Raw genomic sequence first — 21,279 nt, forward strand, 5'->3', positions numbered from 1 at the left:
CGTCACCTGCAAAGTACGCAATGGAAAAAACCCGTCAACAAGAGTTAACGCGCTGGCTGAAACAGCAAAGCGTTCTGTCCCGCCGCTGGCTTATGATTTCCCGCGTTCTGGGATTTATCAGCGGTCTGTTGATTGTTGCCCAGGCATGGCTGCTGGCCCGCATTCTCAATCATATGATCATGGAGAGCATCCCGCGCGAAGCGCTGCTGCTGCCGTTTATCGTTCTGGTGCTGGTTTTCGTCCTGCGTGCGTGGGTGGTCTGGCTGCGCGAACGGGTTGGGTTCCATGCCGGCCAGCACATCCGCTATGAGATCCGCCGCAAAGTGCTCGACCGGCTTTCGGAAGCCGGGCCTGCGTGGATCCAGGGCAAACCGGCCGGTAGCTGGGCGACGCTGATCCTTGAGCAAATCGACGATATGCACGATTACTATGCGCGTTATCTTCCACAGATGACGCTGGCAGTGTTTGTGCCTCTGATGATTGTTATCGCCATCTTCCCTGTTAACTGGGTAGCGGCTCTGATCCTGATGGGGACCGCCCCGCTCATCCCGCTGTTTATGGCGATGGTCGGCATGGGTGCGGCAGATGCTAACCGTCGCAACTTCCTTGCGCTGGGTCGGTTGAGCGGTCATTTCCTGGACCGTCTGCGCGGAATGGAAACCCTGCGGATCTTTGGTCGTGGTGAAGCGGAAACCGAAAACATTCGCCTGGCGTCGCAGGATTTTCGTCAGCGCACCATGGAAGTGTTGCGCATGGCCTTCCTTTCTTCCGGCGTGCTCGAGTTCTTTACCTCCCTGTCGATTGCGCTGGTGGCGGTTTACTTTGGCTTCTCCTACCTCGGCGCGCTGGACTTTGGCCACTACGGTACGGCGGTCACGCTTTCCGCCGGGTTCCTGGCGCTGATCCTGGCCCCGGAATTTTTCCAGCCGCTTCGCGATCTCGGCACCTTTTACCATGCCAAAGCGCAGGCGGTGGGTGCTGCCGATAGCCTGAAAACCTTTATGGAAACGCCGCTGGCGCATCCGGAGCGTGGTGAGGTGACGCTGAATACGAACGATCCGGTGACCATTGAAGCACAGGATTTTTCTGTTCTGTCGCCTGAAGGCAAAGTGCTGGCCGGCCCGCTGAACTTTACCCTGCCTGCCGGGCAACGTGTGGTGCTGGTGGGTACCAGCGGCTCAGGTAAAAGCTCATTGTTGAATGCGCTGTCAGGTTTTATGGCGTACACCGGATCGCTGCGTATCAACAAAACGGAGCTGCGCGAGCTCGATCCTGATGCCTGGCGTAACCAGCTAAGCTGGGTGGGTCAAAACCCTCAACTGCCTGCCCCGACGCTGCGCGAGAATGTGCTGCTGGCAAGGCCGGATGCACGTGACGATGAGCTGCAATCGGTCCTCGACCGCGCCTGGGTCAGCGAGTTTTTGCCGCTGCTTGCGCAGGGTGTCGATACCGTCATTGGCGATCAGTCTGCCGGGCTGTCAGTGGGCCAGGCACAGCGCGTGGCGGTTGCCCGTGCGCTGCTGAACCCCTGTTCGTTAATGCTGCTGGACGAACCCGCCGCCAGCCTGGACGCTCACAGCGAGCAGCGCGTGATGGATGCGCTTAACGCAGCCTCACGCCAGCAAACTACCCTGATGGTGACCCACCAGCTGGAAGGTATTGCCGACTGGGATCAGATCTGGGTGATGGAAAACGGACACATTGTTGAGCAAGGCGATTACGCCGCGCTTGTTGCCGCGCAGGGGCCCTTTGCGACCCTGCTGGCGAACCGTCAGGAGGATATCTGATGCGCGCCCTGCTTCCCTATCTTGCTTTGTATAAACGCCACAAATGGATGCTGACGCTCGGGATCGTACTGGCGATTATCACTCTGCTCGCCAGCATCGGCCTGCTTACGCTTTCTGGCTGGTTCCTCTCCGCGTCTGCGGCCGCAGGCTTTGCCGGGCTATACAGCTTTAACTACATGCTGCCTGCCGCCGGGGTGCGCGGCACGGCGATTACGCGAACTGCCGGGCGCTACTTCGAACGCCTGGTCAGCCACGACGCGACCTTCCGCGTGCTGCAACACCTGCGTATTTATACGTTCAGCAAATTGCTGCCCCTCTCCCCTGCCGGGCTGGCACGTTTTCGGCAGGGCGAATTACTTAACCGCGTAGTTGCGGATGTGGATACGCTGGATCACCTCTATCTGCGCGTCATCTCGCCCATGGTGGGCGCGTTTGTGGTGATTGTCGTGGTCACGCTGGGGTTGAGTTTCCTGGATGTTCCCATCGCACTGACGCTCGGCGGCATCATGCTGATGACGCTGATTATTCTGCCGCCCCTGTTTTATCGTGCAGGTAAAACCACCGGGGAAAACCTGACGCGTTTGCGCGGGGAATACCGCCAGCAGCTCACCTCCTGGTTGCAGGGTCAGGCCGAGCTCACCATTTTTGGTGCCAGCAAGCGCTACCGCACCCGTATGGAAAATACGGAACTGAACTGGCATGAAGCCCAGCGTCGCCAGTCTGAACTGACCGCGTTTTCTCAGGCGCTGATGATGTTAATCGGTGGGTTTGCCGTTATCGCCATGCTCTGGATGGCCTCCGGTGGCGTGGGCGGTAACCCGCAGCCTGGCCCGCTGATTGCGCTGTTTGTTTTCTGTGCCCTGGCAGCCTTCGAAGCCTTAGCCCCGGTCACCGGCGCCTTTCAGCATCTCGGCCAGGTGATTGCCTCTGCGCTGCGCATTACGGATATTTCAGAGCAGGAGCCGGAAGTGAAGTTCAGCGCGGGTCAAACCATCGTGCCGGAGCAGGTCGCGCTGACGCTCAGCAACGTCACCTTCGCCTACGACAAGCAGGCGCAAAACGCGCTGGAAGATATCAGCCTTTCTGTTGATGACGGGCAGCGCATTGCGATCCTTGGCCGTACGGGATGTGGCAAATCGACGCTTCTGCAACTCCTCACGCGCGCCTGGGACCCGCAGCAGGGCGAGATTCGGTTTAACGACCTTCCGCTGTCTGATTATAGCGAAGCGGCCTTGCGTAAAACGGTCAGCGTCGTGCCCCAGCGTGTGCACCTGTTCAGCGCTACGCTGCGCGATAATCTTCTTCTGGCGGCACCGGACGCCTCTGACGATACGCTGCGGGCGATGCTGGAACAGGTTGGGCTGCACAAGCTGCTTGAGGACGACGGGTTGAACAGCTGGCTGGGTGAAGGGGGCCGACAGCTTTCCGGCGGCGAACTGCGTCGTCTGGCCATCGCGCGCGCCTTGCTGCACGATGCTCCGCTGATGTTGCTGGATGAACCGACAGAAGGTCTGGATGCGACAACCGAGAGTCAAATTCTTGATTTACTGACAAAGGTGATGAAAGGCAAAACCGTGCTGATGGTCACTCACCGCCTGCGCGGGCTGGTGAATTTCGATCGAATAATTGTGATGGACAACGGACACATAATTGAGCAAGGTAATCACGCAGAGCTGCTGGCAAAACAGGGTCGCTACTACCAGTTTAAACAGCGCCTGTAGACTATATTTGTAGCGTCCTCTCTCGCGTACTGGAGTTCTGTTGTCATGCGCCTGGTGCAGCTTTCTCGCCATAATATTGCGTTCCCTTCTCCGGAGGGGGCGCTGCGTGAACCTAACGGATTGCTGGCTTTGGGCGGCGATCTCAGCCCGGCGCGTCTCTTACTGGCTTACCAGCGCGGCATCTTCCCGTGGTTTTCTCCCGGCGACCCGATTTTATGGTGGTCTCCGGACCCGCGAGCCGTGCTGTGGCCCGGGCAGTTTCACCTGAGCCGCAGCATGAAACGTTTTCACGCAAATTCGCCCTATCGCGTCACGCTCAATCACGCCTTCGGGCAGGTAATCGAAGGCTGCGCTGAAGATCGTCATGAAGGCACCTGGATAACCCGCGACATCATTATCGCCTACCACCAGCTTCAAGAGCTGGGCTACGCGCACTCCATCGAAGTATGGAAAGATGATGACCTCGTTGGGGGGATGTACGGGGTGGCGCAGGGCACGCTTTTCTGCGGTGAGTCGATGTTCTCCCGCGCCACGAATGCGTCGAAAACCGCGCTGCTGGTTTTTAGCCAGGAATTTGCCCAACGCGGCGGACAACTGATGGATTGTCAGGTGCTGAATGAGCACACCGCCTCGCTCGGCGCGGTTGAAATTTCCCGCCGACGCTATATCGAACACCTTGAACAGTGCCGACTGGAGACTCTTCCGCGCGATTTTTGGGTTCCCAGAATGCTCTTTATGCCCAATGCCTAAATGTTTTCCGCATATTTTTTATGAGGGTGTTATAATTACGCCGCAGAGTAGCTTCTGCCTGTTGCCCCGCCGCCGTTTGGGACCCTCGCTTCAGATAACGTCCTGACGTTTATCCTGTCGTATCCCCTTTACGAATGCGCTTTCCGTTCGGTTGTACCGTGACGCTTGGGCAATACGCTGAAATTGTTTTGCTGCGTTTTAAACGCGCAATTCTTTACTTAATTGATGAATTTCGGCATTATCTTGCCGGTTCAAAACTTGGTAGTGATACCCCAGAGGATTAGATGGCCAAAGAAGACAATATTGAAATGCAGGGTACCGTACTTGATACGTTGCCTAATACCATGTTTCGCGTAGAACTGGAAAACGGTCACGTGGTAACTGCGCACATCTCCGGTAAAATGCGCAAAAACTATATCCGCATTTTGACGGGCGACAAAGTGACTGTTGAACTGACCCCGTACGACCTGAGCAAAGGCCGCATTGTCTTCCGTAGTCGCTAATTGTTTTCGCCTGTAATGGCAGATGAATATTTAAAAGGTCGGGACAATCCCGGCCTTTTTTATTTATGGCCTTAGTGTGGCTGTGTCGGCAAATGTATTGTCATGCACGGGTTCATGGGTACGATTAAATCTTCAGCTATCGCGTGGGTAATGTCATGCAACAGTCCCGTCAGGTGCGGCAACATATCGCGGTCAAAATGCGAAACCAGCAGCACGTGGTTTAACGCCCGGCAGTAGTCACATTTCGTTTCTGTATCTTCCAGCAACCACTCTTTTTGTCGCGGCTGTTCCGCTTCGTCCTCAAATTCCACCACCTGAAAATCACGCATGGATTCTGTGAGGCCGGATTTTACCTCTTCCAGATAAGCTCCGAGACAGCGGCAAACGGGCTGCGTTTGTGGGAGAGATTTGCAGTCGAGAAGGATTTCGGTGAGCAGCTTGCAGCGCTCGGCCAGGGTTGGGAGATCGGGGTTGAGGGAGAGTTCGGTGTAGAGCTGGGCGAAGCTATTAATATTAGTCATATGTAATCCTTTATGCACGCAAGATTGTCTGTGCACACACTTTCAGGACGCCAATCCCGGCACCCGATTTTGCAGGTGCGACACCATTTTATTACTGTATATTTATCCAGCAACTGACTTCGAAAGAATCTGGAAAGCGCCTCGCAAAATTCCTCTGCGGCCTGATGCCCTCACCCCAGCCCTCTCCCACTGGGAGAGGGAGCAAACAAAAAAAACGGCAACCGAAGTTGCCGTTTTGCTTTTACCTTTCAACTCAGTGAGCCGCTTCCGGCTTGTGCTTCGCCGCACTCTGGAAATCGTACGTCAGTTCGTTCTTCGCCTGATCCAGCGCCACGGTCACCTGGCCGCCGTCCACCAGCGAGCCAAACAGCAGCTCGTTCGCCAGCGGTTTCTTCAGGTTGTCCTGAATCACGCGCGCCATCGGACGGGCACCCATCGCACGGTCGTAGCCTTTCTCGGCCAGCCAGTTGCGGGCCTCCTGGCTCACTTCCAGCGACACGCCTTTCTGATCCAGCTGAACCTGCAGCTCGACGATGAACTTATCCACCACCTGATGGATCACCTCGGTAGACAGGTGATCGAACCAGATAATGTTGTCCAGACGGTTACGGAACTCCGGCGTGAAGATCTTCTTGATCTCCTCCATCGCATCGGTGCTGTTATCCTGATGGATCAGGCCGATGGATTTGCGCTCGGTTTCACGCACCCCGGCGTTGGTGGTCATCACCAGCACCACGTTGCGGAAATCGGCCTTGCGCCCGTTGTTATCGGTCAGCGTCCCGTTGTCCATCACCTGCAACAGGATGTTGAACACGTCCGGGTGCGCTTTCTCAATTTCATCAAGAAGCAGTACCGCGTGCGGATGCTTGATCACCGCGTCGGTGAGCAGGCCGCCCTGGTCAAAGCCCACGTAGCCCGGAGGCGCACCAATCAAACGGCTGACGGTGTGACGCTCCATATACTCGGACATATCAAAGCGCAACAGCTCAATGCCCAGCGCTTTGGAGAGCTGCACCGTTACCTCGGTTTTACCCACACCGGTCGGGCCGGCGAACAGGAAGGAACCGACAGGCTTGTGGTCATGCCCCAGGCCAGCACGGGCCATCTTAATCGCTTCGGTTAAGGCCTCAATAGCTTTATCCTGACCAAAGACCAGCATTTTCAGGCGATTGCCGAGGGTGCGCAGCGTATCACGGTCGCTCTGAGAGACGCTCTTCTCAGGGATACGTGCGATACGGGCCACCACGGACTCGATATCCGCTACGTTCACGGTTTTCTTACGCTTGCTCGCTGGCATCAGGCGCGCACGCGCACCCGCTTCATCAATCACGTCGATCGCTTTATCCGGCAGATGACGATCGTTGATGTATTTCACCGCCAGCTCCACCGCCGCACGCACCGCTTTCGCGGTGTAACGCACGTCATGGTGCGCTTCGTACTTGGTTTTCAGGCCGTTGATGATCTGCACCGTTTCGTCAACCGACGGCTCGGTTACGTCGATTTTCTGGAAACGACGCGCCAGCGCACGATCCTTCTCAAAGATGTTGCTGAACTCCTGGTACGTCGTAGAGCCCATCACGCGGATCTTGCCGCTGGAGAGCAGCGGTTTGATCAGGTTGGCGGCATCTACCTGACCACCGGAAGCCGCGCCTGCGCCGATGATGGTGTGGATCTCATCGATAAACAGGATGCTGTTGGTGTCCTGCTCCAGCTGTTTTAACAGCGCTTTGAAACGTTTTTCAAAATCACCGCGGTATTTGGTGCCCGCCAGCAGCGAGCCGATATCCAGCGAGTAGATGGTGCAGTCGGCAATCACTTCCGGCACGTCGCCCTGCACAATGCGCCAGGCCAGACCTTCGGCAATCGCGGTTTTACCCACGCCAGATTCCCCCACCAGCAGCGGGTTATTCTTGCGGCGACGGCACAGCACCTGGATGGCACGCTCCAGCTCTTTGTCGCGGCCAATCAGCGGGTCGATACCGCCAACGCGAGCAAGCTGGTTAAGGTTGGTGGTGAAGTTTTCCATACGATCCTCCCCGCCTGCTTGCTCTTCATTGCTGTTGATCTGTCCGCTGGGATCCGATGCCTGGTTAGGCTCGTCTTTTCGCGTTCCGTGAGAGATGAAGTTGACCACGTCGAGCCGGCTGACTTCGTGTTTACGCAGCAGGTAGGCCGCCTGGGACTCCTGCTCACTGAAGATGGCGACCAGCACATTGGCGCCCGTCACTTCGCTACGTCCGGAAGACTGGACGTGGAAAACCGCGCGCTGCAGCACGCGCTGGAAGCTGAGCGTCGGCTGTGTGTCGCGCTCTTCTTCACTGGCTGGCAGCACCGGTGTGGTTTGTTCGATGAAGGCTTCGAGTTCCTGACGTAGCGCCACCAGATCCACGGAGCAGGCTTCCAGCGCTTCGCGGGCAGATGGGTTGCTAAGCAGTGCGAGCAGCAAATGCTCGACGGTCATAAACTCATGTCGGTGCTCACGCGCTCTGGCGAAAGCCATGTTTAAACTGAGTTCCAGTTCTTGATTGAGCATAGGCACCTCCCCCAATTTTATGCCTTATCAGGCCTTTTCCAGCGTACACAGCAACGGATGCTCGTTCTCCCTTGCATAGTCGTTCACCATCGCTACTTTGGTTTCCGCTACTTCGGCAGTAAAGATGCCGCAGATCGCTTTGCCACGATAATGAACGGTAAGCATCAGTTGCGTTGCACGTTCAACATCATAAGAAAAGAACTTTTGTAGCACGTCAATAACAAATTCCATCGGCGTGTAATCATCGTTCATTAACATAACTTTATACATAGATGGCGGTTTTAGCGCGTCGCGCACTTTATCTTCCGCCAGCTGGTCAAAATCCAGCCAATCGTTGGTCTTACCCATTATGCATAACCACTTTGAATCTACCTCAGATGTTAGATAACAATCATCTATTACTGTCATCCGCGATGTCTGTCACAAACTGTTGCAATAGCGTTAACTGCCTCAAATTTTGGTTGATTATTGTCCCAACTCCAGCGCCAAACGCTTGACGGCTTCTTCCGTTTCTCTAAATTGTACAAGCGTGAGTTGGCGAGGTTTTGAACAGCCCCCACTCCACCACCGGTTCATTCCATCTTAATTTATAAGATTTACGAAGGATGTCGAAGCATGGAAATGGGTACTGTTAAGTGGTTCAACAACGCCAAGGGGTTTGGCTTCATTTGCCCCGAAGGCGGCGGCGAGGATATCTTCGCTCACTATTCCACCATTCAGATGGATGGTTACAGGACGCTCAAAGCCGGGCAGTCCGTCCGGTTCGATGTACACCAGGGGCCAAAAGGCAATCATGCCAGTCTGATCGTCCCCGTTGAAGCAGAAGCGGTTGCATAGCTCTCTGATTCATTGTGTACACCCTGCAGGCAAAATGCCAGCCCGATCGGCTGGCATTTTTATTTTCGGGTTATTCGCGCGCCAGCGCATCCACCGGATCCAGCCGCGCCGCGTTTCGCGCCGGTAGCCAGCCGAACAGAATACCGGTGAAGGTGGAACATAAAAACGCCGTCAGGATCGCCATCGGCGAGAAGCCAATCTCCCAGCCCGGTAAGAAGAGCTGGAGCGCAAAGGCGATCATCATCGAGAGCGCAATCCCCATCGCACCGCCCACCAGACACACCAGCACCGCTTCAATCAAAAATTGCTGCAGCACGTCGCTGGCTCTGGCTCCGACCGCCATACGGATGCCGATCTCCCGCGTACGTTCGGTCACCGACACCAGCATAATGTTCATCACCCCTATCCCGCCGACGACCAGCGAAATCACCGCCACCAGCGTCAGGAACAGCTGAAGAGTACGTGTGGTCTTTTCCGCCGTTTTCAAGAGGCCATCCATATTCCAGGTGAAGAAATCCTTTTTCCCGTGGCGCAGGGTTAACAGCCGCTCCAGCTGCTGTTCCGCCAGCCCGCTGTCGTAGCCCTCCTTCACTCGAACGGTAATAGAGTTAAGCCAGGACTGCCCCATGATGCGCCCGGAAATGGTGGTGTACGGCAGCCAGACGCGCAGGATTTTACTGCTGCCGAACATCGACTGCTTCTCTTCCGCCACGCCGATCACCGTCGCTGGCATGTTGCCTACGAGGATCACTTCCCCCACCACATTGGTCTTATTCGGGAACAGCTGCCTGCGGGAGTTAGCGTCTAACACCACCACCTGCGCCCTGCCCGCCAGTTGTTCAGCGTTGAAGGTCGCCCCTTCGCTGAAGGTCATGCCGTAGACGTTGAAGTAATCTCCGCTGACGCCGTTAGCGCTGGCCGCCACGTCGATGTTGCCGTAGCGCAGACGCAGGTTTTGCGAGACGGCAGGCGTGGCGGAGTTCACCCACGGCTGCTTCTGAATAGCCGCCAGATCGTCATACTTCAACGCCTGCTGATACTGCGGCTCGTCGTCGCCAAAATCTTTGCCGGGGTAAACGTCGATGGTGTTAGTCCCGATGGCGCGAATATCTGCCAGCACCAGCTGTTTCGCCGCATCGCCCACCACCACAATCGACACCACTGAGGCAATACCAATAATGATGCCAAGCATGGTCAGCAGAGTGCGCATTTTGTTGGCCGCCATCGCCAGCCAGGCCATGGTCAGCGCCTCGCGGAAACCGCTGGAAAACTGGCCCCAGCCGGTTGCGGCCGGCAGCGGCTCTTTCGGCGCCGCCGCTCTGGACTGACGTGGCGGCGGGTTGCTGACCAGCTCGCCGTCGTGGATCTCGATAATGCGTTCCGCCTGCGCTGCCACCTGCGGATCGTGGGTGACGATAATCACCGTATGCCCCTGATCGCGAAGCTGATGCAGGATCGCCATCACCTCTTCACCGGAATGGCTGTCGAGCGCACCGGTTGGCTCATCGGCGAGGATCACCTGCCCACCGTTCATCAGCGCGCGGGCAATACTCACGCGTTGCTGCTGACCGCCGGAAAGCTGCGAAGGCTGATAATCAACACGCTCCGCCAGCCCAAGACGCGTTAACAGCGCCTTCGCGCGTTCGAGGCGTTTTTTGCGCTCGACGCCCGCATACACCGCCGGCACTTCCACATTCTGCGCCGCGCTCAGGTGTGAAAGCAGATGGTAACGCTGGAAGATAAAGCCAAAATGCTCGCGACGCAGCTTCGCCAGCGCGTCGCCGTCCAGGGTGGAAACATCCGTCCCGGCCACGCGATAGGTGCCGCTGGTAGGCTTATCCAGACAGCCGAGAATGTTCATCAGCGTTGATTTACCCGAGCCCGATGCCCCGACAATCGCCACCATTTCACCGGCTTCAACGCGCAGGGAGATGCCTTTCAGCACCTCCACCGGCCCGTCGCCGGACGGATAGCTGCGACGAATGTCATTCAGCTCAAGCAGCGCCGTCATTGCGCGGCTCCAGGCAGGCTTTCGCTGGTGACCACTTCCTCACCCTCTTCCAGCCCTTTTACCACCACCACGTCGGTGTCGTTACGTGCGCCAATCACCACTTCCCGCTCGCGGGTTTCACCGTTGCGCAGCACCTTAACTTTGTAGCGATTGTCCCCGGCGGATTCGCCCAGCGCGGAGAGCGGAACCGTCAGCACGTTTTTCACGCCGGTCAGCTGGATATGCACCTGAGCGGTCATGTCCAGACGCAGCACGCCCTGCGGGTTTGGCACCTCAAAACGCGCATAGTAGAAGATGGCGTCGTTGACCTTCTCCGGCGTCGGCAGGATATCTTTCAGCACCCCTTCATAGCGGGTTTGCGGATCGCCCAGCACCGTAAACCAGGCTTTCTGCCCCGGCTTAAGGTGAATGACGTCCGCTTCAGATACCTGGGCTTTCACCAGCATGGTGCTCATATCCGCCAGGGTCAGGATGTTCGGCGCCTGCTGCGCGGCGATGACCGTCTGGCCTTGCAGGGTGGTTATCTGCGTCACTTCCCCGGCCATTGGCGCAACGATTTGCGTGTAATCGAGGTTGGTTTTCGCCGTATCCAGCGAGGCCTGATTCCGCTTGATTTGCGCATCGATGGTGCCAATCTGCGCCTGCTTCACCGCCAGCTCCGTGGCGGCTGTGTCCAAATCCTGTTTCGAGATGGCCTGCGTTTTCGCCAGCGCCTGCTGGCGCGACAGGGTGACCTGAGCGAGATTACGCTCCGCCTGAGCCTGAGCGCGCTGCGCGCGCAACTCCATCAGCGTCGCTTCCACTTCGCGGATCTGGTTTTGCGCCTGCTCAGGATCGATCACGCCAAGCAACTGGCCTTTTTTAACCTTATCGCCAATCTCAACCGACAGGGTTTTAAGCTGACCGCTGACCTGCGCGCCCACGTCAACCTTACGCAGGGCATCCAGCTTCCCCGTCGCCAGCACGTTTTGTTGCAGCTCGCCCGGACGAACAATCAGCGTTTGATACTGTGGTACCGGCGCGTTCAGTACCTTCCATAACCAGAATCCGCCTGCTAACACCACTACCGCCAGCAGCAGAAACAGCTTTCTGCGTTTTCCCTTTAGGTTCATAAATATTCCAAATAATTGTTCTGGCTATCATCACCGTTGATTTTATCTAAACCACTCCTCAACGAAACCCCCGATCCCCGTTATCGTCGGGAATTGTTTACCCGATGTTGATAAAGCGCCTGCTGAAATAGCGAAATTCCACCAGAAGCAGGATCTAACATGTCTTCCATCGTCGATACACCTTATTCAACGCTGTCCCAGCCTAAATCGGGCTGGCAACTGTTTAAAAGCCTGGCATCGGGTTCCCTCACGCCGGGGCTGGCGTGGCAAAATCCGGCCTATCGACGTAAGTTTATGTTGCGCTCGCTGGCAACGCCGTTCACCACTGCGCGCCTGCTCGGAAACCTTGCAAAACAGCCCCGTCTGATGCAGATCCTGCGCGTGCAGCCCGGCCTGCCGTGCCGCCTGCACCGACCGTGGCTGACCGTCAATATGGGCCGTCAGAATACGCTGGACGCATTGGACAATCACTATCAGATGATGAGCCGCCATCTTCCGGCGTCACTGCTGAACGGCTACCTTTCCAGCCAGGGCATCACGCTGGTGACGTTAACGGGCAAAGAGGAGCAGCAGTTTAGCGTTCGCCTGAGCGCGGATGCGTTTCTGGACAAAGAAGGGGAAGCGACCCTCACTTTTTGTGACCACCAGAACACGGTGCTGGCCGAGCTGACCTTTACGCTGTGCAAATACCAGGGCAAGTCAACGCTCTTCATCGGCGGAATGCAGGGGGCGAAAGCGCATGTGCCGCACGAGCACATTCAGCTGGCGACCAAAGCCTGTCACGGACTGTTTCCAAAACGTCTGCTGGTTGAAGCGGTCATGACGCTGGCAGGCGCCTTCCCCGTCGAGCAGATCCTCGCGGTGAGTAACGCCACCCACATCTACCGCAGCTGGCGCTATCGCAAGAAAAAAGAGGGAAAATTGCTGGCTGACTATGACAGCTTCTGGCGCTCCCTTGGCGGACAGCAGCAGGAGAACGGCAACTTTGCCCTGCCACTGACCATGCCACGCAAACCGATGGAAGAGATTGCGAGTAAAAAACGGTCCGAGTACCGCCGCCGCTATATCCTGCTTGATAGCCTGCTCCAACAGGTATCGCAGGCGACTGCCCGTTAATCGGCTCTCCCGCGTGCCAGCCAGAGGACGCGGGAGAACATTTTACGCAGCAGCGTGGGCACCGACTCTACGCCCCGCCTGCCCGCTTCCGTCGCGACTTCAATGGCCAAATCCGGTTTTGACGACCGATGGATAGCTTTGGCGATCACCCGACGCATATTCATGGGCACATCCACCGGGATCATCGCCACGCGGTGAAAGACGTCGTCAAATCCCTGGCGGTACATAAAGTGCTCCATGTCCATCGCGGGCAGCGTGGTCAGATGTTCCCGCTCCTCTTCACGATCGTTATTGAGCAGGCTACGCACGGTCGCCGCATATTTTTTACCCGCCTCATCGCCATCCACCAGCACGTGCCACTCTATCCCCATCCGGCGCGCAAATTTGATCAGCGGCTTTAAGCCAGACTGAGCAAATTCGATCACTTTGATGCCTTCGGCATCAAAGTGGTGTCCGCACTGGCGAGCCAGCTCGTTTATCACCCAGGTTTCAGTTTCACCTTCCACCAGCAACCAGCAGCGGGCAAACAGGGAAGAGGCTCGGTTAAAACGGATATGAAACGCAATGCGTCGGCCATCTTCGGCATTTAACCCGCCGGGCCCGAGCCGGTAGGCGGTGACCCGCGAGGATTCACGCACCAGGCGGCAGACATACTCCACCGGCGTCAGGGAGAGCAGCTCGCCGGAATTCGTGGTGGTGACACGCTGCAACGGCAGCAGATTAAGAAGATGCCACGCCACGGAAAGCATAATCGGGTGCAGCCGCGTTTCCGGATCTTCTACCAGCAGCAACGGGCGCGCGTCCCGATCCAGGCGCACCGTCCCTTTCGCCTGTAACAGCGTGGAGAATAATCCCAGCAGGATCACCCGATGCGTGCGCCCGCTGGGGCGGTCGATCATGCGGTTGATAATATCGAGATAGCGCCAGCTTCGTTGCTCGTCGTGCGAGCGGCGGCGCATCAGGCGGTGGCGCGCCTGCCCCGTTCCCTGCTCGGAGAAGTAGTGCTCCAGCAGTTGGACCATGGCAGACAGTCCCTGACGGATCTGGCCGTCGGTGAGGTTCTGCGGCCGCGAGACCAGTTCACGGGCGAGGAAATCCAGCTCGCGGGCGGTTACTTCCACCTCGGGCATATTCGGTACGGTGCCGTTACGGATCCGCCGCATAAAGCGCGCGTCTCGTAAGCGCAACACGGGGGAGAGGCGGATAAGATGGCGGGCAAGCTCGTCAATATTATCGAGCGGGATCGGATTCCCCTTCTCATCAAGAAATTCACGCAGGGTTAATACCCCGTCGTTTTGCGCCATTTCGCCCTCAAGGCGATAGAAAATACGCTGGAACCCATCTTCACAGGGCACCCAGCAGGGCGACATAGGGCGAAAACGACGCACGCGATGGCGACCGGGCTCGGATTCGCGGAAGGTCAGAATGATATGCAGGTGTTTCTCGCGCCCATTGACATCCCCCGGCGGAAACCAGAAGTCATCATGGACAAAGTGGTACAAGTTCTCTTCGGGCGAAAGCAGCAGCGTCAGGGCATCCAGCAGGCTGGATTTACCCCAGGCGTTTTCGCCTATCAGGACGTTGTTCTGTTCCAGTTGCAGCGACAGGCGGTTAATCCCGCGAAACCCGACAATCTCCACACGTTCGAGTAGCATACATCCCCCGCATTTCGGCCACTTTTTCCTTCAAGTTATCAGCAGTATAGCGGCAGGCTGTAGGTCACGACAGCAGAATATACGCCCCCTTAAATATTGGGCTATGCTCTAATTACCTCCGTTCTGAACAAGGATTGACATCACATTGCCTTAAATCAAATTTAGTGAATTTATTTGAGTGGCGAAGGGATGTTGATGGTTTCAAAATACTGGCTCTTTGAGTCGTCATCCCTTTATGGCGATATAACCCGCGCGCAGGAATGGGCGCGGACGTTTATTATTGAGGTGGTTATGTTCAGAAAATTAGCGGCAGAATGCTTTGGTACATTCTGGCTGGTGTTTGGTGGCTGCGGTAGCGCAGTACTCGCAGCCGCATTTCCGGAATTAGGTATTGGATTTGTCGGCGTCGCGCTGGCATTCGGTTTAACCGTATTAACCATGGCATTCGCCGTGGGGCATATTTCCGGCGGTCATTTCAACCCGGCCGTCACGTTAGGTTTATGGGCGGGCGGACGTTTCCCGGCGAAAGATATTATTGGCTATATTATTGCCCAGGTTATTGGCGGTATTATTGCCGCGGCGGTGTTGTACGTCATTGCCAGCGGGAAAGCCGGGTTTGACGCCGCGGCCAGCGGATTTGCGTCAAACGGCTTCGGCGAACACTCTCCAGGCGGCTACTCAATGCTGTCTGCTATCGTGATTGAAATTGTGCTCACCGCAGGTTTCCTGTTGGTGATCCACGGCGCAACGGACAAATACGCGCCTGCGGGCTTTGCCCCCATTGCTATTGGTCTGGCGCTGACGCTTATCCACCTGATCTCCATCCCGGTGACCAATACCTCCGTTAATCCGGCACGTAGCACCGCGGTGGCTATTTTCCAGGGCGGCTGGGCGCTTGAACAGCTGTGGCTGTTCTGGGTGATGCCAATTATTGGCGGTATTCTGGGCGGCGTGCTGTATCGCACCCTACTGGAAAAACGCGATTAATTAAGTGCGGCCTGTAATGTCGGGTGGCGCTAAAGCTTACCCGACCTACGTGAGTGTGCACTTTGTAGGCCGGGTAAGGCGCAGCCGCCACCCGGCTTTTTTTGTAGCTTTACCTCACAGCCTTTATTGGGTAGTGTCTCTGGCGCTTAAATGATACTCAAAAGGACCGGCTGTTCATGTTCTCAGGACTCCTCATCATTCTTCTGCCCCTGATTGTGGGCTATCTTATTCCGCTGCGTCATGAATCGGCCTTAAAGCTTATTAATCGTTTTCTCAGCTGGATTGTTTACGTCATTCTGTTCTTTATGGGGATCAGCCTGGCCTTCCTGGATAATCTGGCGACGAACTTGCTTTCCATCCTGCATTATTCTGCGGTTACGGTAGTGGTTATTCTGCTGTGCAATATTGCCGCGCTGTTCTGGCTGGAACGCACTATTCCCTGGAAAAATCACCACCATCAGGAAAAGCTTCCCTCCCGAGTTGCGATGGCGCTGGAATCATTAAAGCTGTGCGGCGTGGTGGTGCTCGGTTTTTTACTGGGGCTAACCGGATGGGCTTTTTTACAGCACGCTACGGAAGCCAGCGAATATACGCTGATTTTCCTGCTCTTCCTGATCGGTATTCAGTTGCGAAATAATGGCATGACGCTGAAACAGATTGTCCTTAACCGCCGGGGCATGATGGTTGCCGTTATCGTTGTGGCCAGCTCAATGGCGGGGGGAGTGATTAACGCCTTTATTCTCGATCTGCCGCTGAAAACCAGCCTGGCGATGGCATCCGGTTTTGGCTGGTATTCGCTCTCCGGTATTCTGCTGACCGAATCGTTTGGTCCGGTGATCGGCAGCGCCGCCTTCTTTAACGATCTGGCGCGCGAGCTGATAGCCATCATGCTGATCCCCGGCCTGGTACGCCGCAGCCGCTCTACCGCGCTGGGCCTGTGCGGGGCCACCTCAATGGACTTTACCCTGCCGGTGTTACAGCGCTCGGGAGGTCTGGAGATGGTTCCTGCCGCTATTGTACACGGCTTTATTCTGAGCCTGCTGGTCCCCATTCTGATGGCGTTCTTCTCAGCCTGATACTGCTTTGGCGGTAGTGAACCTGCCGCCAAAATTGCGCTAAATCAATAACCCTCCACTTAGTATAAGAAAGCACTTTTCTCCGTTGTGGCACAGGCATAACCTTAAACATGTATCTCAAATATAACTTTAACAGGTGTGATTATGTTTTGTGTGCAATGTGAACAAACCATCCGTACCCCGGCAGGCAACGGCTGCTCTTACGCGCAGGGTATGTGCGGCAAAACCGCAGAAACGTCCGATCTCCAGGACCTGCTGATTGCGGCGCTGCAAGGCTTATCCGCCTGGGCCTACAAGGCCCGTGAATATGGCCTTGTCGATCACTATGTCGACAGCTTTGCGCCGCGCGCATTTTTCTCCACGCTGACTAACGTTAACTTCGATTCGCCACGCATTGTGGGCTATGCCCGCGAAGCGATTGCCCTGCGTGAAGCCCTGAAAGCGCAATGCCTGAATGCCGACGCCAGCGCCCGCGTGGACAACCCGATGGCGGAACTACAGCTGGTGAGCGACGACCTGGGCGAGCTACAGCGTCAGGCCGCCGAATTTACTCCCAATAAAGACAAAGCGGCGATTGGCGAGAACATCCTCGGCCTGCGCCTGCTGTGCCTGTACGGTCTGAAAGGTGCTGCGGCGTATATGGAGCACGCGCACGTACTCGGCCAGTACGACAACGACATTTATGCCCAGTACCACAAAATCATGGCATGGCTGGGCACCTGGCCTTCCGACATGAACGCCCTGCTGGAATGCTCGATGGAAATCGGCCAGATGAACTTCAAAGTGATGAGCATTCTGGATGCCGGTGAAACCAGCACCTACGGCCACCCAACGCCGACGCAGGTCAACGTCAAAGCGACCGAAGGTAAATGCATCCTGATCTCCGGCCATGACCTGAAAGATCTCTACAACCTGCTGAAGCAGACCGAAGGCACCGGCGTTAACGTTTATACCCACGGCGAAATGTTGCCCGCGCACGGCTACCCGGAACTGCGTAAATTTAAGCATCTGATCGGTAACTACGGCAGCGGCTGGCAGAACCAGCAGGTGGAGTTCGCCCGCTTCCCTGGCCCAATCGTCATGACCTCTAACTGCATCATCGACCCTACCGTGGGCGCGTATGACGACCGTATCTGGACCCGCAGCATCGTCGGCTGGCCGGGCGTGAGTCACCTTGAAGGCGATGATTTCGGTCCGGTTATCGCGCAGGCGCAGCAGATGGCAGGCTTCCCGTACAGCGAAATTCCGCACCTCATCACCGTCGGTTTTGGCCGTGAGACCCTGCTGGGTGCGGCGGATTCCCTGATTGACCTCGTCAGCCGTGAAAAACTGCGTCACATCTTCCTGATCGGCGGCTGTGACGGCGCGCGCGGGGAACGTAACTATTTCACCGATTTCGCCACCCGCGTTCCGGAAGACTGTCTGATCCTGACCCTGGCCTGCGGTAAGTACCGTTTCAACAAGCTGGACTTCGGCAACATCGAAGGTCTGCCACGCCTGGTGGATGCTGGTCAGTGTAACGATGCATATTCAGCCATCATTCTGGCGGTCACGCTGGCAGAGAAACTGGGCTGCGGCGTGAACGATCTGCCGCTGTCGCTGGTGCTCTCCTGGTTCGAGCAGAAAGCGATCGTTATTCTGTTGACCCTGCTCTCTCTCGGCGTGACCAACATCGTCACCGGGCCGACCGCGCCAGGCTTCCTGACGCCGGACCTGCTGGCCATCCTGAACGAGAAATTTGGTCTGCGTTCCGTGACCAACGTTGAAGATGATATGAAGCAACTGCTGAGCGCGTAAGGAGTAACTCATGACCATGCCAACCTCACAATGTCCGTGGCGGATGCAGGTTCATCACATCCAACAGGAGACGCCGGATGTGTGGACACTGTCGCTGCTGTGCCATGACTACTACCCGTACCGCGCAGGTCAGTATGCGCTGGTGAGTGTGCGTAATTCGGCGGATACCCTGCGCGCCTACACGATCTCCTCCACGCCGGGCGTGAGCGAATACATAACGCTCACCGTCCGTCGTATTGATGACGGCGCAGGCTCCCGGTGGCTGACCCGTGACGTGAAGCGCGGGGATTACATCTGGCTGTCTGACGCGCAGGGCGAGTTCACCTGTGACGACAAGAAGGAAGACAAATTCCTGCTTCTGGCGGCAGGCTGTGGTGTAACGCCGATTATGTCGATGCGCCGCTGGCTGGCGAAATACCGTCCTCAGGCCGACGTGCAGGTGATCTTTAGCGTGCGTTCCCCGGAAGATGTGATTTTTGCCGAGGAATGGCGAAATTATCCGGTGACCCTGGTGGCTGAGCACAACGCGACGCACGGTTTTGTCGCGGGGCGTCTGAGCCGCGAAATGTTGCAAAGCGTGCCGGACATTGCGGATCGTACCGTGATGACCTGCGGCCCGGCGCCGTATATGGAGATCGTGGAGAAAGAAGTGAAAGCGCTCGGCGTGACCCGCTTCTTTAAAGAGCAGTTCTTCACGCCTGTAGCGGCAGCGGCGACCAGCGGGATGAAGTTCACGAAGCTGCAACCGGCGCAGACCTTCTTTGGTCGCGTGGGCACCACGCTGCTTGAAGCGCTCGAAAGCAATAACGTGCCGGTAGCGGCAGCCTGTCGCGCGGGTGTGTGCGGCTGCTGTAAGACGAAGGTGGTTTCCGGTGAATACACCGTCACCAGCACCATGACGCTGACCGATGCGGAAATTGCAGAGGGTTACGTGTTGGCGTGTTCATGCCATCCGCAGGGGGACCTGGTGCTGGCATAATCTGGCGCAGTGCCCCCATTTGTTGCCGGGTGACACTGCGTTTACCCGGCTTACGTTGTGCCTACTGCCTGTGCGTATGGAATACCAGGCAGCCAATACAGTGACTTTCTTCTAAGCTTGTAAGCGATATCACATAAAGGAGAAGGACCACCATGAAACAAACCGTGGCTGCATACATAGCGAAAACCCTGGAGCAGGCTGGCGTAAAGCGTATCTGGGGCGTCACCGGCGATTCGCTGAACGGACTCAGCGACAGCCTCAACAAGATGAAGACCATTGAATGGATGCCCACCCGCCATGAAGAGGTCGCCGCCTTTGCCGCGGGTGCCGAAGCGCAGCTCACGGGCGAACTCGCCGTCTGTGCAGGTTCCTGCGGACCGGGAAACCTGCACCTTATCAACGGTCTTTTCGACTGTCACCGCAACCATGTTCCGGTGCTGGCGATTGCCGCACATATTCCGTCATCCGAAATCGGCAGCGGCTATTTTCAGGAGACGCATCCTCAGGAGCTGTTCCGTGAATGCAGCCACTACTGCGAGCTGGTCTCGTCGCCGGAGCAGATCCCACAGGTGCTGGCGATAGCCATGCGTAAGGCGATCCTGAATCGCGGGGTTTCGGTGGTTGTGCTGCCGGGGGACGTGGCGCTGAAGGCCGCACCTGAAACCGCCACCACCCACTGGTACTCTGCGCCACAGCCAACCATTACCCCTGCGGATGAAGAGCTTAAAAAGCTGGCGCAACTGCTGCGATACTCCAGCAATATCGCCCTGATGTGCGGCAGCGGCTGTGCCGGCGCGCATAAAGAGCTGGTGGAATTTGCCGCTAAGCTGAAGGCGCCAGTTGTGCACGCCCTGCGCGGGAAAGAGCACGTTGAATACGATAACCCGTACGATGTGGGCATGACCGGGCTGATCGGTTTTTCCAGCGGCTTCCATACCATGATGAACGCCGATACGCTGATCCTGCTCGGCACCCAGTTCCCGTACCGCGCGTTCTACCCGACGGATGCGAAAATTATCCAGATCGACATTAATCCCGGTAGCATCGGCGCGCACAGCAAGGTGGATATGGCGCTTATCGGCGATATTAAATCCACCCTCGCCGCCCTCCTGCCGCTGCTGGAAGAAAAAACGGACCGCAAATTCCTCGATAAAGCCCTGAGCGACTATCGCGATGCGCGTAAGGGGCTGGACGATCTCGCCAAACCTAGCGAAAAAGCGATCCACCCGCAGTATCTGGCGCAGCAGATCAGCCACTTCGCCGACGACGATGCCATCTTCACCTGCGACGTGGGTACGCCCACCGTCTGGGCCGCGCGCTATCTGAAAATGAACGGCAAACGACGCCTGCTTGGCTCGTTCAACCATGGCTCAATGGCCAACGCCATGCCGCAGGCGCTGGGCGCGAAAGCAACGGCACCGGAACGTCAGGTGGTGGCGATGTGCGGCGACGGCGGGTTCAGTATGCTGATGGGGGATTTCCTGTCGGTGGCGCAGATGAAGCTTCCGCTGAAAATCGTGGTCTTTAACAACAGCGTGCTGGGCTTTGTGGCGATGGAGATGAAGGCCGGAGGCTACCTCACGGACGGCACCGAGCTGCACGACACCAACTTCGCCCGCATCGCCGAAGCCTGCGGTATCACCGGTATTCGGGTGGAGAAAGCCTCAGAGGTGGACGAAGCCCTGCAACGTGCCTTCGCCATCGACGGCCCGGTGCTGGTGGATGTGGTGGTCGCCAAAGAAGAGCTGGCAATCCCGCCTCAAATCAAGCTGGAACAGGCTAAAGGTTTTAGCCTCTACATGCTGCGCGCCATCATCAGCGGGCGCGGTGACGAAGTGATCGAACTGGCAAAAACCAACTGGCTCAGGTAAAACATTTCACAAGACCTCTTAAA

At 56.9% G+C, this 21,279-nt stretch carries 17 protein-coding genes; 11 read left to right on the top strand and 6 right to left on the bottom strand.

Annotated elements, in window-relative coordinates; translation table 11 throughout:
* The first annotated feature begins 20 nt into the window (after nucleotides 1-20).
* From cydD to infA, 4 genes are all read left to right on the top strand, one after another.
* Nucleotides 21-1,787: a heme ABC transporter permease/ATP-binding protein CydD gene (cydD, locus tag AC4OVS_RS14850; RefSeq protein ID WP_225303543.1), complete on the top strand. Its 1,767-nt coding sequence runs from the start codon at nucleotides 21-23 to the stop codon at nucleotides 1,785-1,787.
* The gene (gene cydC / locus AC4OVS_RS14855) at nucleotides 1,787-3,508 is read left to right on the top strand and encodes a heme ABC transporter ATP-binding protein/permease CydC (RefSeq protein WP_491922529.1); all 1,722 of its coding nucleotides are present in this window, start codon (nucleotides 1,787-1,789) and stop codon (nucleotides 3,506-3,508) included. Before cydD ends, cydC begins: the two co-directional genes overlap by 1 nt.
* Before the next feature lie 45 nt (nucleotides 3,509-3,553).
* Nucleotides 3,554-4,258, top strand: a complete 705-nt coding sequence (aat, locus tag AC4OVS_RS14860; protein ID WP_491922530.1) for a leucyl/phenylalanyl-tRNA--protein transferase — start codon at nucleotides 3,554-3,556, stop codon at nucleotides 4,256-4,258.
* Between the two features lie 284 nt (nucleotides 4,259-4,542).
* The gene (gene infA, locus AC4OVS_RS14865; RefSeq protein WP_002211347.1) at nucleotides 4,543-4,761 is read left to right on the top strand and encodes a translation initiation factor IF-1; all 219 of its coding nucleotides are present in this window, start codon (nucleotides 4,543-4,545) and stop codon (nucleotides 4,759-4,761) included.
* Nucleotides 4,762-4,832: 71 nt separating this feature from the next.
* Here the strand turns inward: infA and AC4OVS_RS14870 are convergent, their stop codons facing one another.
* The 3 genes from AC4OVS_RS14870 to clpS form a co-directional block, all read right to left on the bottom strand.
* Nucleotides 4,833-5,282: a hypothetical protein gene (locus tag AC4OVS_RS14870; protein WP_045309092.1), complete on the bottom strand. Its 450-nt coding sequence runs from the start codon at nucleotides 5,280-5,282 to the stop codon at nucleotides 4,833-4,835.
* A gap of 253 nt (nucleotides 5,283-5,535) precedes the next feature.
* Nucleotides 5,536-7,815, bottom strand: a complete 2,280-nt coding sequence (gene clpA, locus AC4OVS_RS14875) for an ATP-dependent Clp protease ATP-binding subunit ClpA (RefSeq protein ID WP_022647611.1) — start codon at nucleotides 7,813-7,815, stop codon at nucleotides 5,536-5,538.
* 27 nt (nucleotides 7,816-7,842) lie between these two features.
* The gene (gene clpS / locus AC4OVS_RS14880) at nucleotides 7,843-8,163 is read right to left on the bottom strand and encodes an ATP-dependent Clp protease adapter ClpS (protein ID WP_006174393.1); all 321 of its coding nucleotides are present in this window, start codon (nucleotides 8,161-8,163) and stop codon (nucleotides 7,843-7,845) included.
* 267 nt (nucleotides 8,164-8,430) lie between these two features.
* Between clpS and cspD the strand changes: the two genes are divergently transcribed.
* Complete coding sequence (gene cspD, locus AC4OVS_RS14885) at nucleotides 8,431-8,652, top strand: cold shock-like protein CspD (RefSeq protein WP_006174390.1); 222 nt, start codon at nucleotides 8,431-8,433, stop codon at nucleotides 8,650-8,652.
* Nucleotides 8,653-8,722: 70 nt separating this feature from the next.
* Here the strand turns inward: cspD and macB are convergent, their stop codons facing one another.
* Both macB and macA read right to left on the bottom strand, forming a co-directional pair.
* On the bottom strand, nucleotides 8,723-10,663 hold the full coding sequence (gene macB, locus AC4OVS_RS14890; RefSeq protein ID WP_058676869.1) for a macrolide ABC transporter ATP-binding protein/permease MacB: 1,941 nt from the start codon (nucleotides 10,661-10,663) through the stop codon (nucleotides 8,723-8,725).
* Nucleotides 10,660-11,775: a macrolide transporter subunit MacA gene (gene macA / locus AC4OVS_RS14895; RefSeq protein WP_022647609.1), complete on the bottom strand. Its 1,116-nt coding sequence runs from the start codon at nucleotides 11,773-11,775 to the stop codon at nucleotides 10,660-10,662. The genes macB and macA overlap by 4 nt, the downstream gene beginning before the upstream one ends.
* A gap of 159 nt (nucleotides 11,776-11,934) precedes the next feature.
* Here macA and AC4OVS_RS14900 point away from each other — a divergent pair, with 159 nt between their 5' ends.
* Entirely contained in the window at nucleotides 11,935-12,891 is a 957-nt protein-coding gene (locus AC4OVS_RS14900; protein ID WP_063138164.1) for a VirK/YbjX family protein, read from the top strand.
* Here AC4OVS_RS14900 and AC4OVS_RS14905 read toward each other — a convergent pair.
* Nucleotides 12,888-14,546 (bottom strand): ATP-dependent endonuclease, encoded by a 1,659-nt coding sequence (locus AC4OVS_RS14905; protein ID WP_023299709.1) that lies wholly within the window; start codon nucleotides 14,544-14,546, stop codon nucleotides 12,888-12,890. The genes AC4OVS_RS14900 and AC4OVS_RS14905 overlap by 4 nt on opposite strands.
* Nucleotides 14,547-14,837: 291 nt before the next feature.
* On the opposite strand from AC4OVS_RS14905, the gene aqpZ reads away from it, so the two are divergent.
* The 5 genes from aqpZ (at nucleotide 14,838) to poxB (ending at nucleotide 21,256) form a co-directional block, all read left to right on the top strand.
* Nucleotides 14,838-15,533 (top strand): aquaporin Z, encoded by a 696-nt coding sequence (gene aqpZ, locus AC4OVS_RS14910; protein ID WP_026080729.1) that lies wholly within the window; start codon nucleotides 14,838-14,840, stop codon nucleotides 15,531-15,533.
* A gap of 176 nt (nucleotides 15,534-15,709) precedes the next feature.
* Nucleotides 15,710-16,609: a LysO family transporter gene (locus tag AC4OVS_RS14915; protein WP_232934316.1), complete on the top strand. Its 900-nt coding sequence runs from the start codon at nucleotides 15,710-15,712 to the stop codon at nucleotides 16,607-16,609.
* A gap of 144 nt (nucleotides 16,610-16,753) precedes the next feature.
* Complete coding sequence (gene hcp, locus AC4OVS_RS14920; protein WP_491922531.1) at nucleotides 16,754-18,406, top strand: hydroxylamine reductase; 1,653 nt, start codon at nucleotides 16,754-16,756, stop codon at nucleotides 18,404-18,406.
* 10 nt (nucleotides 18,407-18,416) lie between these two features.
* A complete protein-coding gene (hcr, locus tag AC4OVS_RS14925; protein WP_023299707.1) occupies nucleotides 18,417-19,385 on the top strand; it encodes an NADH oxidoreductase in 969 nt (322 codons plus the stop codon).
* Nucleotides 19,386-19,537: 152 nt separating this feature from the next.
* Nucleotides 19,538-21,256, top strand: coding sequence for a ubiquinone-dependent pyruvate dehydrogenase (poxB, locus tag AC4OVS_RS14930; protein ID WP_023305792.1), 1,719 nt, complete (start codon nucleotides 19,538-19,540; stop codon nucleotides 21,254-21,256).
* The last annotated feature ends 23 nt before the right edge of the window (nucleotides 21,257-21,279 follow it).

Source organism: Enterobacter sp. 4974935 (assembly GCF_058661735.1).

Excerpts from the sequence above, each read along its gene's own strand:
- hcp (WP_491922531.1), top strand. The coding sequence starts at position 16,754 with ATGTTTTGTGTGCAATGTGAACAAACCATCCGTACCCCGGCAGGCAAC.
- cydC (WP_491922529.1), top strand. The coding sequence starts at position 1,787 with ATGCGCGCCCTGCTTCCCTATCTTGCTTTGTATAAACGCCACAAATGG.
- AC4OVS_RS14915 (WP_232934316.1), top strand. The coding sequence starts at position 15,710 with ATGTTCTCAGGACTCCTCATCATTCTTCTGCCCCTGATTGTGGGCTAT.
- cydD (WP_225303543.1), top strand. The coding sequence starts at position 21 with ATGGAAAAAACCCGTCAACAAGAGTTAACGCGCTGGCTGAAACAGCAA.
- AC4OVS_RS14905 (WP_023299709.1), bottom strand. The coding sequence starts at position 14,546 with ATGCTACTCGAACGTGTGGAGATTGTCGGGTTTCGCGGGATTAACCGC.
- clpA (WP_022647611.1), bottom strand. The coding sequence starts at position 7,815 with ATGCTCAATCAAGAACTGGAACTCAGTTTAAACATGGCTTTCGCCAGA.
- aqpZ (WP_026080729.1), top strand. The coding sequence starts at position 14,838 with ATGTTCAGAAAATTAGCGGCAGAATGCTTTGGTACATTCTGGCTGGTG.
- macA (WP_022647609.1), bottom strand. The coding sequence starts at position 11,775 with ATGAACCTAAAGGGAAAACGCAGAAAGCTGTTTCTGCTGCTGGCGGTA.
- AC4OVS_RS14870 (WP_045309092.1), bottom strand. The coding sequence starts at position 5,282 with ATGACTAATATTAATAGCTTCGCCCAGCTCTACACCGAACTCTCCCTC.
- clpS (WP_006174393.1), bottom strand. The coding sequence starts at position 8,163 with ATGGGTAAGACCAACGATTGGCTGGATTTTGACCAGCTGGCGGAAGAT.
- macB (WP_058676869.1), bottom strand. The coding sequence starts at position 10,663 with ATGACGGCGCTGCTTGAGCTGAATGACATTCGTCGCAGCTATCCGTCC.
- cspD (WP_006174390.1), top strand. The coding sequence starts at position 8,431 with ATGGAAATGGGTACTGTTAAGTGGTTCAACAACGCCAAGGGGTTTGGC.
- infA (WP_002211347.1), top strand. The coding sequence starts at position 4,543 with ATGGCCAAAGAAGACAATATTGAAATGCAGGGTACCGTACTTGATACG.
- aat (WP_491922530.1), top strand. The coding sequence starts at position 3,554 with ATGCGCCTGGTGCAGCTTTCTCGCCATAATATTGCGTTCCCTTCTCCG.
- AC4OVS_RS14900 (WP_063138164.1), top strand. The coding sequence starts at position 11,935 with ATGTCTTCCATCGTCGATACACCTTATTCAACGCTGTCCCAGCCTAAA.
- hcr (WP_023299707.1), top strand. The coding sequence starts at position 18,417 with ATGACCATGCCAACCTCACAATGTCCGTGGCGGATGCAGGTTCATCAC.
- poxB (WP_023305792.1), top strand. The coding sequence starts at position 19,538 with ATGAAACAAACCGTGGCTGCATACATAGCGAAAACCCTGGAGCAGGCT.